Raw genomic sequence first — 12859 nt, forward strand, 5'->3', positions numbered from 1 at the left:
TCGGGGCCGGCGGCCGGGATCACCACCACGTCACCGGCCGGTACGCGTTGGCCAGCTCGACGAGCGCGATCCGTTCGCGCCGGTCGGCGGTGCGCCGGGCGCGGGAGCGGCAGCGGCGCTCGAAGGCGCGGCGGAGGGCGTCCTCGTCGAGCCGGTGACCGAACAGCCGCCGGCCGCCGTGGCGCTCCTCGGTCAGGTCGCAGTCCAGCGCGATCCGCAGGATGTGCGCCTCCACCTCCTCGCGTTCGCCGAACGGGGGCAGCTTGTCGACGATCGCGGCGGCGTCGAGCGCCGTGTCGAGCCGGTGCCCGTCGTCCGGCGCGTCGAGCAGGATGCGCACCGCACAGGTCACCGCCGCCGTCGAGGCGCGGGAGGACTCCGGCACCCGCAGCAGGGCGTCCGCCGCGCTGCGCGCGTCCGCCGTCTCCAGCAGGCAGCGGGCCAGCCCGAACGCCGCGCCCACCACGCCCGGGTCGGCGTCCCACACCCCCCGGTAGTGGTCGGCCGCCGTGCGCGGGTCGCCGTCGAGTTCGCAGGCCACCGCGTACGCGAGCCGCGTGGACACCTCGCCGGGCAGCCAGCCGTAGACCTGCGCGAACCAGCGCCGGGCGGTGCCGGCGTCCCGCCCCACCAGGGCCACCAGGGCGCGGTGCCACCACAGCGCCCAGTCCCGCGACTCCTCGGGGAAGTCGGCGAGCAGCGGGCCGGCCTCGTCCACCCGCCCGGTGGCGAGGTGGGCCCGGACGGCGCGGTAGGTCACCTGCGCGGTGTGCTCCGGGGCGGTGCGCAACAGCTCGATGAGCTCGGCCGGGTCGGCGGCGCCGAGCGAGGCGAGGAACCCGGCGGCCGGGTCGGCGCCGTCGACCAGGGGCACGGGCAGGCCGAGCATGATCTCCACGACGTCCAGGGCGTCGCGGTCGGTGTGCAGGGCGAAGGCGCACGCGGACGGGCTGAACAGGGTGGACCGGGTCGGCCGGGGCACGCCGTCGGTCGCCGAGCTGACCTGCCGGCGTACGCCCCGGACCTGTTCGCGCATCTCGGCGGCGGTGGCGAACCGGTCCTCCGGCGCGGCGGCGGTGGCCCGGGCGAGCAGCCGCAGGAACGGGTCGAGCCGCGCGGGCACGGGCAGCCGCAGCACGTCCTGCCCCGGTGGGATCCGGGTCACCTCGGTGGACCGGGGCACCAGGGTCAGCGCGGCGAGGGTCCGGCCGACGGTGTAGAGGTCCGACCGCACGCTCGGGCCGGCGGGCCCCAGCCGCTCCACCTCCGGCGCGGTGTAGCCCGCGGTGCCCCACGCCGGGCTCACCGTGTTGTCGATGCGGCGGGCCGCGCCGAAGTCGACCAGCTTGATCGGGTCGTTGGTGCCCTGGCCGCCGACCCGCATCACGTTCTCGGGCTTCAGGTCGCAGTAGAGCCAGCCCTGGTCGTGCAGGTACTCGAAGGCGTCGAGGATCTGCACGGCGTATCCCAGCGCCTGCGCCACGTCCACGGCGGTGGACCCGCCGCCCGGGCCGGCCGCGCTGCGGGCCTCCTCCAGGGTGCCGCCGTTGACGTACTCCATCACCAGGTAGCCGGCGTCCCGGTCGGACTCGGGCCGCAGCGCGTGGGTGATGGTGACGATCCTCGGGTGGTTCAGCGCGATCAGCGCCTGCCGCTCGGCGACGAACGCCGCGATGGCCTCCCGGTCCTCCGGGTTGCGTTGCCCCTTCAGCACCCGCCAGGCGCCGTCCATGTCCTCGTCCCGGGCGAGGAACACCCAGCCGACGCCGCCGTTGCCGAGGCAGCCCTCGATCCGGTACCGCCCGGCGCGCAGGTCGCCGTCGGCCAGGGGCGGGGTGAAGGAGTACCGGGTGCCGCAGTCGGGGCAGAAGCCGGCGACCCGGGGCAGCCGGGGACCGCGGTGGCGGGGGCAGTTCGTGTTGCCGCAGTAGCGGGAGTGCTCGGGCACCACCGCCTGCGACACCACCGCCGTCAGGGGGTCGTGCGGCCGGGCGGTCGGCAGCACGGCCGGCCGCTCCCAGGGCCGGGACGTCGTGCGGAGCGGCCGTGGACCGACCTCCGCAACCGGGACCGGCCCGCCGACGGCTGCGGACCCGGCGCCGGCCCCGACGCACTCGTGCCCCCACAGCCGGCAGAACCCGTCCTGGTCGACGGTGCCGGGGCAGTTGCGTTCCGCGCAGCCGCGGCTCGCCGTCATCGTGTACCCCCGTTCACGGCCTGCTGGTAGGCCCGCACCGCGCGGCTCGCGGCGGTCACGGTGAAGGCGTCGGGGCGCAGCGCGGCCAGCGCCTCCCGGTAGGCCAGCTCGACCTGCGGGTGCTCGGCCCGGCCCTCGTCGGCGGCCTTCTGCCGGTACGCCTCCAGCCGGCCGGTCAGCTCCACGTGGCAGCCCCGGCGCAGCCGGCGCCGTGCGGTGTCGGTCCGCTCGACCGCGCGGTCGACGGCGGCCCGCAGCGAGCCGTCGTCGCGTTCCGGCTGGACGTCCCCCCGCCACCACTGGCCACGGCCCGCCGCCTCGGCGGTGGTGAGCCGGTCCAGCAGCCCGTCGAGCGCGAGCGCCGCCAGGGGATCCGTGCCGTCGCCCAGCCCCTCGCCGGCGGCCTCCGTGGCGAGCTGCCGGAGCCGCTCGACGGAGGAGCGCAGCCGCTGCGCCCGGACCGCCAGCCGGTCCCGGCCGTACGCGTCGACGATCCGGCGGATCCGGGCCACGTGCTCGCGGGCCGCGACCAGGATCTCCTGCACAGCCATCGCCTGCACCTGCACCGGCTCGCCGGTGGCGGCGGTGAACCGGACCTCGCACGGGCCGGTCAGCAGCCGGGCCAGGGCCTCCTCGCCCGCGTCCGTCGACCGGTCGATCCCGTCGAGGTCGTCGACCAGCCGGTCGAGGGCCAGCGACAGGCAACCGAGCCGGTGCAGCAGGTCCCGGGCCTCCTGCGCGGGCGCGGCGGCCGGGCCGTCGGGCTGCCGGAAGGCGTCCGTGACCAGCTGCTGCACGTCGAGCAGGTGCTCGCAGACCCAGGCGTGCGCGGCCAGGGTGGCGTCGAGGCGTTCCCGCACGGCCATCCGCCCACCGCCCATCAGTCGGCCGGCCGGGGGGTGGCCGGCGAGGGGTCGGGGGGCGGCCACCCGGTGGTGACCGGCCCGGGCGACGGCATGCCCCGGTCCCGGTGGCCGGCGAGCCACCGCTCGTGGGCCTGCTGCCACACCACCGCCGTACGCGGCTGCGCCAGCACGTGGTTGACGAACGCGACGAGGTCCCGGCCGTCGGTCAGGCGGAACGCGAAGGCGTGCGGCTCGTCGGTGAACCAGGTGCAGTTCTCGTCCCGGTGGTGGTCGCAGGACCGCCTCTCCGGCCGGGGCGCCTCGGTCACCAGCGTCGTGTCCGGGGCCATCCGGGCGAAGCCCAGCAGGATGTTGTCGTCGGTGCTGACCCCGTCGACCTGTCCCTGACGCAGCATGACCAGGCAGTCGACCGGGTGCGGGGCGTGCACCGGGACCGGACGCAGGCCGCCCGCGGTGCGGTAGCCGGCGATCATCGCCAGCGAGGTGGTGTCGGTGGCGGCGCAGACCCGCCGGCCGCCGAGCTGTTCGATGCCCGCGAACTCGGGCGTGCCGTCGGCGCGCCTGCGGACCAGCACCGTCTGCCCGGAGTCGAGGTAGTCGTTGGAGAACAGCACCCGCCGGGCCCGCTCGCAGGACGCGGTCAGCGACGTGGCGACGACGTCGATCTCCCCCTTGTCGAGCATGGCGAAGGCGCCCTGGCCGGGCGGCACGGCCTTGAAGGTGAGCCGGTTGCGCGGGTCGTCGGCCGGCCATAGGGCGCGGGCCACCGCCAGCATCAGCTCGATGTTGAAGCCCTCGAACCGCTGGGTGCTGGCGTCCCAGTGGCTCATGGTGGCATCGGACGGGTCCACGCCGGCGACCAGTTCACCCCTGTCGAGGATCCGGCGCGGGGGCGTCGGGTCGGGCGGGAGGCTGCGACGCACCGGGCAGATCCCGCCGGTCGCGTCGGTGGTCGGCGTCGTGGCCACCCCCGGCGGCCGCGCGGGGGGCGCGGGAGCGGGTGCCGCCGGCGCGGTGCACCCGGCCAGCGCCGCCAGGAGCGCGAGCGAGGCGGCCCGGCGCCGCGTCGACATCCGTCGGGGGGTGTTCACTGGTACTCCAAGTGGCGCTGGCGCAGGCCGGCCACCACGCCGGCGGCGGCGAGCAGGGTGACCCAGGCGGCGGCGCCGCCCAGGTGGCGGCGTGCCTCGGGCAGCTCGGCGACCATCCGGGTGACCTCCTCGTTGCGGGTGGTCAGTTCGGTCAGCAGGTGGCCCTCCGCCGCGACGAACGCCCGGCCCGCCGATCCCTCGGCGAGCACGGTGTCGACCGCGTCGCGGAACGCGTTGGGCGTCTTGATCTGCCGGGCCGGCCAGACGTCCCGCGCCAGGGCGGTGCAGTCGATCCGGTCCTTCGGTGGTTCCCGTCCTCCGGCGGGCTCGGAGCAGAGGTCCCGGCTGTCGAAGTCCGCCTTGTGCCCGGCCGGGTCGACGCTCGCGCCGAGCCCCAGGTAGACGTCGGCCCGGCCGGCCAGCAGGGCGCCGAGCCGCTGCTGGGTGGCGCTCTGCGCGTCGATCGCCCGTTCCAGCTCCGGGAACCCCCGGTCGGCGTCCGGCCAGTGCCACCACGAGGAGACCAGCATGGCCAGCACGGCCGTGGTGGCCGCCGAGGCCAGCAGCAGGCCCGCGTTCAGCCGGCGCCGGGTGCGCCGGCGCAGCCACACCTGCACCACCACCAGGGCGGCGAGGGTGCCCAGCGGCACCAGCACGGACGCGGCCAGCCATGGCCGGGCGTCGGCGCGGGCGTCGAGCAGCAACCTGGTGTCGTAGTTCCACAGGCCCTGGGCCGCGGTGAGCAGCTCGGTGGACATGTAGTGCGACGCCTCCCGCGCGTAGGCCGAGGCGAGCACCGCGCGGGCCGCCGGGCTGCCCGTCCCGGCCTGCTCCGCCGCCCCGGCCGGCGGGCAGGGCCGCCGGTTGCCCGTAGTCGCCGGGGAGAGCGGACCCGCGACCCGCAGGGCGGCGCACACCACGTCGCGGTAGACCTTCAACCGCGCGGCGATGGTCGCCAGCCGGGTGAGGCGGTCCGGGTCGCCGACGGCGTTGCCCATCGAGTCGGTCAGCGTGCGCTCCACCTCGTGGACGGACGCGTCGTAGGCGGCCACCAGCGGGGCCCGCCGGTCCTCGGCCGGCGGCAGCAGGAAGACGGCGCTGGCCGCGACGTCCGCGTCGGCGAGGCCCTGGTAGATCTGCCGGGCGGTCGTGCTGGTGCCCACGGCGGTCGCCGCGGACCGCTCGCCCAGCGTAGTGGCCGACGTGCGGGACTGCACGGCGACGGCGGCGGTGGCGGCCAGCGCGGCGACCAGTACGGCGCCGCTGAGCACGATCAGCGCCGGGGTCGTCCGGAGCGCGTCGCGGAGCCGGCCGGTGCCGCCGGAGCGGGTCGGCCCGCCGGCCGGGGCGGGCCGGTCGGCCCCGGGCTCGTCCCCCGTGTGCGACGCCATGCCCGTCCTCCCGCTCGCCGGTGCCCTCCGGCGGCCTCCTGGCGGAGGCGTCGCGGTACCGGAGGCAGCCCCGTCCGCCCCGCCGGGCGGTCACCCGGGCGGCCTACGGCCGAGTCCGGCGGCCGGGGCGGGTGATCGCGGGCGGGGGAGGACCAGGGTGGCACCGCGGGTGCACGGGTGGCACGTGTTTGTCCGGTATCTGACGTGAGCGTCACCGGTCGGCCACGCAGGGGAGCGGCCGGTCCGGTCAGGGGGCGGGGTCGTCGGCCTCGGTCCGGGGTGGGAAGGCCAGGGCGAGGGTGAGGTCGAGGACGGTCGCCGGGTCGGTCAGGCGCTCGCCGTACAGCTCGCGGAGCTTGCCCATCCGGTAGCGGACGGTCTGCGCGTGCACGAAGAGGTCGGCGGCCACGTCGTCGCGCCGGCCCTGGTGCAGCAGCCAGGAGCGCAGGGTCTCGGCGAGCCGGTCGGCGGTGCCGGGCGGCAGGGACGCGAGCGGCGCCAGGACCCGGGCGCGCAGGTCGGCGAGTCCTTCCGGGTCGGTGCTCAGCACCAGCTCGGCCAGGTGCTCCTCGGTGTCCAGCGCCGGCCCGTCGTCGGCCGGGCGCAGGCCGAGCGACAGGGCCCGGACCGCCCGCTGGTAGGAGGAGGCGACCAGGGCCCAGGGCCGGGCGGGGCCGAGCAGGGCGCGGCGGCCGTGCAGCACCCGGGCGAGCTGCCGCCGCCGTTCACCGTGCGTGTCGGGCACCAGCAGCACCGCCAGGTCCTCGCCCGCCCCGCCCGCCGGGAGGTCGTCGCCGCTCTCCAGGGTGTGCGGGTGCAGCCGGGCGAGCGCCGCGCGGAGGTTGGCCCGGGGCAGCAGGACGACGGTGAGGGTCTGCGGCGGCGGCCAGTCGGCCCGCTCGGCGCTGCGCAGCAGTGCCTCCTCGGGCTCCCCGGCGAGCAGCCGCTGGGTGAGCCGCTCCAGGTTGCGTCGCCGGGCCCGGCCGGCGCTGGCCAGCTCGTCGGCGTGCCCGGCCACGCTGGCGGCGGAGAGCTCGTCGATGTACGCGAACATCAGCTCGGCGAACTCGGCGACGGTGGCGGCGGACGACCCGCCCTGCACGGTGGTGGTGGACATCTCCCGCCAGGAGACCCGGGCGCCGACGCGGTACGCGGCGAGCAGGGCGTCCATGCTCCGGCCGGAGCGTGCCTCTCCGCTGCCGAGGGCGTACGCGGCCTCCAGCGCGCCGACCAGCGGGGTGCTCGGGTCGCCGCCCTGGGAACGGCCGATGAGCTGGAGGAACGTGCCGAGCGCGATCTGCACCGCAGTTTCGATCTTCTCGCGCATCTGACCGGTCAGGGCGCCGGAGTAGCTGGGCACCTCGGCGGTGATGGCGGTCACGGTGCGCTCGGCGAGCAGAGGCAGCCGGTCGTGCAGCGCGCCGGCCACCCGGGCGTCCAGCTCGAGGCGGGCCGCGCGCCGCGTGGCCTCCGAGCGTTCGGACACGTTTGTTCCCTCCGCACAAAAAGCCTCGTCCGGTTCACCTTCGCAGGTCAAGATTTTATGCCATTCTGCCGGCGACCATCGAACCATGACCACCACCGTCCCGAACCCCTCCGGGAAGGCGGCCCTGCGGGGCCGGATCCTTCGGCTGGCCGCGTCGGTCACCACCCCGCTGCTGCCCGACGACTACCTCGACATGGTCGCCCCGCTGCGCTCCGGCGCCGACCTGCGCGGCCGGATCCTCGCCGTGCGCCCCGAGACCGCCGACGCGGCGACGCTGGTGATCCGGCCCGGCCGCGACTGGCGCGGGCACACCCCCGGGCAGTACGTCCGCCTCGGCGTCGACGTCGACGGGGTACGCCAGTGGCGGGCCTACTCGGTCACCTCGCCGCCCGCGCGCCGGGGCGGGCCGATCTCGGTCACCGTGAAGGCCATCCCCGACGGGGTCGTCAGCAACCACCTCGTCCGGCGCACCCGGCCCGGGACGCTGGTCCAGCTCGACCAGGCCCAGGGCGACTTCGTGCTGCCGGGCCGGCCGCCGGCCCGGGTGCTCTTCGTGACCGCGGGCAGCGGCGTCACCCCCGTGATGGGGATGCTGCGCGCCGACCGGCTGAGCGGCGCCGACGTGGTCGTGGTGCACTCGGCGCCCAACCCGGACGACGTGATCTTCGGTGCCGAGCTGCGGGACCTGGCCGCGCGGGGCGCGATCCGGCTGGTGGAGCGGCACACCGACACCGACGGGCTGCTCACCGTGGCCGACCTCGACCGCCTCGTGCCCGACCACCTCGACCGGGAGACCTGGGCCTGCGGCCCGCTCGGCCTGCTCGACGCCCTGGAGGAGCACTGGACGGCCGCCGGGCGCGGCGACCGGCTGCACACCGAGCGGTTCCGGCCGACCGTCATCTCGCCCGGCGAGGGCGGCACCGTCACCTTCGCCCGCTCGGGCGTCACCGTCGCCGCCGACGGCGCCACCCCGCTGCTCGACGCCGGCGAGAACGCCGGGGTGCTGATGCCCTCGGGCTGCCGGATGGGCATCTGCTTCGGCTGCGTCCTGCCGCTGCGCCAGGGCGCGGTTCGGGACCTGCGCAACGGGGAACTGACCACGGCGGTACCCGGCGACGGCGTCCGCATCCAGACCTGCGTGTCGGCGGCGGCCGGCCCCTGCGACATCGACCACTGACCGGAGTACCTGACGTGACCGTGATCCAGAACAAGCCCGTCAACCCGATCGCCCACCTCACCGCCGAGGACATCGAGACCATCGGCAGGGAACTCGACGCGATCCGCGCCCGGGTGGTCGCCGACCGGGGCGAGCGGGACGCCGCGTACATCCGCCGGGTCATCTCGACGCAGCGCAAGCTGGAACTGGGCAGCCGGGTCGTGCTGCTGTTCTCCCTCTTCCCGCCCGCCTGGATCGTGGGCACGGCCGGCCTGACCGTCGCCAAGATCCTGGAGAACATGGAGGTCGGCCACAACGTCCTGCACGGCCAGTGGGACTGGATGCGCGACCCGAAGATCCACTCCACGACCTGGGAGTGGGACCACGTCTCGCCCGCCGACCAGTGGAAGCACTCGCACAACGAGCTGCACCACACGTACACGAACGTCCTCGGCAAGGACAACGACCTCGGCTACGGCATCATGCGCGTCGACGAGGACCAGCGGTGGCACCCGTTCCACCTGGGTCAGCCGCTGTGGAACTTCATCAACGCCTGCTTCTTCGAGTACGGCATCGCCGCGTACGACCTGGAGCTGGGGCGCAACCTGCGCAAGGGCCGGCACAAGAAGCCGGAGTTCCGGGCCCGGGCCCGGGCGGTGGGCCGCAAGATCCGCCGGCAGGTGCTCAAGGACTACGTGGTGCACCCGCTGCTGTCGGGGCCCTCGTTCCTGCACACGCTGGCCGCCACCTTCACCGCCAACCTCCTGCGCAACCTGTGGAGCCACTCGGTGATCATGTGCGGGCACTTCCCGGAGGGCGTGGAGACCTTCTCCCGGCGCTCGATCGAGGGCGAGACCCGCGGCGAGTGGTACCTGCGCCAGATGCTCGGCTCGGCCAACATCAGCGGCAGCCGACTGATGCACATCATGACCGGCAACCTGTCGTTCCAGATCGAGCACCACCTCTTCCCGGACCTGCCCAGCAACCGCTACCAGGAGATCGCCCCCGAGGTGCGGGCCCTGTTCGACCGTTACGGGCTGAAGTACACCACCGGCTCGCTGCCCCGGCAGGTCTTCTCCGCGTGGCGGAAGGTCGTCCGGCTGTCGCTGCCGAACCGCAAGGCGCCCCACCGGGTCGACGACCGCCCCGCGCCGGCGCTCGCCACGTCCGGCGTCTGACCCGACCCCGACGCCGCCGCCCGCCGCGAAACGCGCTGGGCGGCGGCGCGGTGTCCCCGTACAGTCGGGGCATGCAGATCAGGCACCTCTTCGCCGCCGCGGCCGCGCGAGCTTCGCGCTCGTCGGTCGCCGCCGCCTGACCTCACCATCACCCGCCGACGACCGGAAACGGTCCGCCGGCTTCTTCGTTCCCGTCGGCCCGCCGGTCGCCGGCGGCGGACCCTTTCCGGTCGTCAAAACCGGAAAGGCCACCGCCATGACGTACGACCCGATCAGCCGCACGTTCCTCGACTTCTTCCGCGAGCGCGGCCACGAACTCGTGCCCGACGGCTCCCTGATCCCGCCGCCGGGCGACCCGGTGCTCTTCACCACCTCCGGGATGCACCCCCTGACCCCCTACCTGGAGGGTCGGCCCCACCCGCTGGGTCGGCGGCTGGTGAACGTGCAGCGCTGCCTGCGCACCACCGACCTGGACGAGGTGGGCGACTCCACCCACCTGACCCTGTTCCGGATGCTGGGCTCCTGGTCGCTCGGCGACTACGACCTGCCCCGCAGCGTGCGGTGGGGCTACGAACTGCTGCGCGACGGCTTCGGCGTGCCGCACGACCGGATGCACGCGACGGTCTTCGGCGGCGACGACCGGGTCGGCCCCGACGAGCCCTCGCTGCGCACGTGGGGCGAGCTGGGTGTGCCCGTGGAACTGACGGGGGAGGAGAACTGGTGGTCCAACGGCCCGACCGGGCCGTGCGGTCCCGACACCGAGATCTTCCTCTGGACCGACGACGGCCCGCCCCACGGCACCCCCGGCACCGACGAGCGGTGGATGGAGGTCTGGAACCACGTGGGGATGCGCTACCACCGGCACCCCGACGGCCGGCTGACGCCGCTGCGCCAGCCCAACGTGGACACCGGGATGGGCCTCGAACGGCTGGAGATGGTGCTGCGCGGGCACCGCTCGGTCCACGAGGGCGAGGGCCTCGTGCCGTGGGTGCGCGACGTGTCCGACGTGTGGGGCCTGCGCGACGCGTCGCTGCGCCTCGTCGGCGACCACCTGCGCACGGGCGTGGCGGTGGTCGGCGACGGCGTACGGCCATCGAACACCGGCCGCGGCTACGTGCTGCGCCGGCTGTTGCGCCGGACGTTCACCACGCTGTGGCGCGACGACGCGTCCAGGACCCTGTCCGACCTGCCGACCGGGCCGGTACGGCACACCCTCGACGGGTTCCGGCAGCCCGTCGGCGTGGACGAGGTGCGGGACGTGTTCTCCGGCGAGGAACGGCGGTTCCGGGAGCTGCTGCGGCGCGGGCGGCCGGTGGTCTCCCGGCGCCGGTCCCGGGGACCGCTGACCGAGGAGGACTACCGCGATCTGCACGACACCCACGGGTTGCCGCGCGACCTCGTCGACGGCCTGCTCGCCGAGGTGGCCTGACGTCCTCGCCCGGCGCGCGGCGCGCGGCGCGCGTCGCTCGTCGCCCAAGGGACCGGCGGCGGCGGCGCTCGCCGCGCGGACGCCGGGCTGTCGCTGCCGTCCGGAACCGGGCTGCCGCTGCCGTCCGGGACCGGGTCGCCGGTCCCGGACGGCAGCGGGAGCTGGCAACTAGCTGGCGTAGGTCTCGAACTCGGCGACCTTCGGCGCACCGCTCGAACCGGTGATCCTGAACGTGATCTTGGTCAGGGACGTCGAGGGGAAGGTGATGACGCCCGCCCCGCTGCCGGAGGCCAAAACGGCGCCGGTGCCGTGGTTGACGAGCTGCCAGGACCCGATGCTGCCCTGGGTGCCCGACGGCTCACGGATGACGACCCGGGCCACCCTGGTGGCGGAACCCCACTTGATCGAGATGTCGCCGGTCGCGCCCGACGGCGACCAGTGGGTGCTCAGGCTGCCGTCACGCACGTTGCCGTAGCTCGTGCCGTCGGCCTTGCTGGAGCCGTCGGAGCCGGCGCCGATGCTGAGGTTGCTCCCGCTGGGCGGGTTCGTCGGCCCAGGGGTGGGGCTGCTGGTCGGCCCGGGGGTCGGGCTGCTGGTCGGCCCCGGCGTGGGGGTGGTCGGCGTCGGTGCCGGCGTCTGCGGCGAGCAGCTGCCGTTCGACTCGCGCAGGCCGGTGTTGGCGCCCGCCGTCTGGCGGACGACGTCCGGCACGCAGGCGGCCCCGTCCAGGCTGTACGAGTACGGGATGCTGACGCTGGTGTTGGACACCGGGTTCGGGCCGGCCGGGTTGTTGTCGCCGCTGCGGCTGGACCAGGTCACGTTGTCGAAGACGTTGCCGGCGACCTGCCAGTAGCCGGCCTCGCTGGTGTAGAAGGTGCCCAGGACGTCCTTGGAGTTCCGGAAGTAGTTGTTCTCCACCTTGGCCCTGGCCCCGGCCCGCGAGTTGATGCCGGACTCGTGCAGGCTCACGTAGTGGTTGTTGTAGATGTGCGCGATGCCGCCGCGCAGCAGGGGCGTACGGGAGTCGATGTTCTCGTACAGGTTGTGGTGGAACGTGACGAAGCCGTTCGAGCGGTCGCTCTCGCTGGACCCGATGAGGCCGCCACGGCCGGAGTTGCGCAGGATGCTGTACGACAGCGTCACGTACTGGACGTTGTCCTTCATGTCGAAGAGGCCGTCGTACCCCTCCGACTCCCCGCCCGAGGCCTCCAGGGTGGCGTGGTCGACCCAGACGTTGCGGACGGTGCTCTCCATGCCGATGGCGTCACCGCCGTTGGACGTGGGCGAGCCCGACTTCTTGACGTTCCGGACCGTCACGTTCCGGATGATGATGTTGCTGGAGTCGCGGATGTGGATGCCCAGCTGGTCGAAGACGGCTCCGGTGCCGACCCCGATGATCGTGACGTTGCTGATCTGCTTGAGCTCGATCACGCCGGCGGCGGTGTTGCAGCTGTCGCCCGACACCTTGGCGGTGTTGCCGTGGTTGATGGTCCCCTGCACCTCGATGATGATCGGGGTGCTGCTGCTGGCCCGGGTGCACAGGGCCGTGTGGATCCCGGTGCCCGTGCTGACCCGTACCGTCTGCCCGCCCGCGCCGCCGGTCGTGCCGCCGTTCTGGGTCGCGTAGCCGGTGGCGGCGCCGGCGGCTGCCGACGCCTGCTGCATCGGCAGGGCCGCCACGCCGAGCGCGGCCCCGACGGCTGTCGTGGCCAGTGCCACCTGGAGTCGCAGTGCGACTGGTCGTCTCATCCTTGTGCCTCACCTTCGTATGAAATTTCGGGTGTCGCTGTCACGTGCCGTGGTCGGGCCGTCGAGGCTGCCGACGTGTCGCCGGCCGCCGGACGGGTCGCTGGTCGACCCGGCTGTGGGGTGTTCTTCTCGATGTGGAGCGGGGTCGGCGGTTCGCCTCGGCCTCGACCGTCGAGGTCGTCGGCCGCCAGGCCGCCAAGATCCGCTCTGGTGGTGCCGTCGCCCGTGCCCGGAAAGCGCTTTCCAGCGAGGATAGGGACCCGTCTATCGATATGGCAAGAACCTGTCCGGATTGCGGTGTGATGCCCCGCTCCGC

General features: G+C 74.6%; 9 protein-coding genes. 3 read left to right on the forward strand and 6 right to left on the reverse strand.

The features are described 5' to 3' along the window. Window positions 1-19: 19 nt before the first annotated feature. From ACN27A_RS01320 to ACN27A_RS01340, 5 genes are all read right to left on the reverse strand, one after another. Window positions 20-2197 carry a tetratricopeptide repeat protein gene (locus ACN27A_RS01320; protein ID WP_421449142.1) on the reverse strand — a complete coding sequence of 726 codons (2178 nt, stop codon included), beginning with the start codon at window positions 2195-2197 and terminating at the stop codon, window positions 20-22. Then, on the reverse strand, window positions 2194-3063 hold the full coding sequence (locus ACN27A_RS01325) for a hypothetical protein (protein ID WP_421449144.1): 870 nt from the start codon (window positions 3061-3063) through the stop codon (window positions 2194-2196). Before ACN27A_RS01325 ends, ACN27A_RS01320 begins: the two co-directional genes overlap by 4 nt. 14 nt (window positions 3064-3077) lie before the next feature. Further along, complete coding sequence (locus ACN27A_RS01330) at window positions 3078-4154, reverse strand: transporter substrate-binding domain-containing protein (RefSeq protein WP_421449146.1); 1077 nt, start codon at window positions 4152-4154, stop codon at window positions 3078-3080. Beyond that, window positions 4151-5545, reverse strand: a complete 1395-nt coding sequence (locus ACN27A_RS01335; protein ID WP_421449148.1) for a hypothetical protein — start codon at window positions 5543-5545, stop codon at window positions 4151-4153. Before ACN27A_RS01335 ends, ACN27A_RS01330 begins: the two co-directional genes overlap by 4 nt. Before the next feature lie 247 nt (window positions 5546-5792). Next, window positions 5793-7031, reverse strand: a complete 1239-nt coding sequence (locus ACN27A_RS01340) for a PucR family transcriptional regulator (protein ID WP_421449149.1) — start codon at window positions 7029-7031, stop codon at window positions 5793-5795. An 85-nt stretch (window positions 7032-7116) separates the two neighbouring features. Here ACN27A_RS01340 and ACN27A_RS01345 point away from each other — a divergent pair, with 85 nt between their 5' ends. From ACN27A_RS01345 to ACN27A_RS01355, 3 genes are all read left to right on the forward strand, one after another. Next, on the forward strand, window positions 7117-8208 hold the full coding sequence (locus tag ACN27A_RS01345; protein ID WP_421449151.1) for a ferredoxin reductase: 1092 nt from the start codon (window positions 7117-7119) through the stop codon (window positions 8206-8208). A 14-nt stretch (window positions 8209-8222) separates the two neighbouring features. Next, a complete protein-coding gene (locus ACN27A_RS01350) occupies window positions 8223-9365 on the forward strand; it encodes a fatty acid desaturase family protein (protein WP_421449153.1) in 1143 nt (380 codons plus the stop codon). Between the two features lie 256 nt (window positions 9366-9621). Beyond that, window positions 9622-10794, forward strand: a complete 1173-nt coding sequence (locus ACN27A_RS01355) for an alanine--tRNA ligase-related protein (protein ID WP_421449155.1) — start codon at window positions 9622-9624, stop codon at window positions 10792-10794. A gap of 168 nt (window positions 10795-10962) precedes the next feature. Here the strand turns inward: ACN27A_RS01355 and ACN27A_RS01360 are convergent, their stop codons facing one another. Beyond that, entirely contained in the window at window positions 10963-12543 is a 1581-nt protein-coding gene (locus tag ACN27A_RS01360; RefSeq protein WP_421449156.1) for a pectate lyase family protein, read from the reverse strand. Between the last annotated feature and the right edge of the window lie 316 nt (window positions 12544-12859).

The sequence above is a fragment of the Micromonospora sp. WMMD737 genome (assembly GCF_049179055.1).
GTDB lineage: Bacteria > Actinomycetota > Actinomycetes > Mycobacteriales > Micromonosporaceae > Micromonospora > Micromonospora reichwaldensis.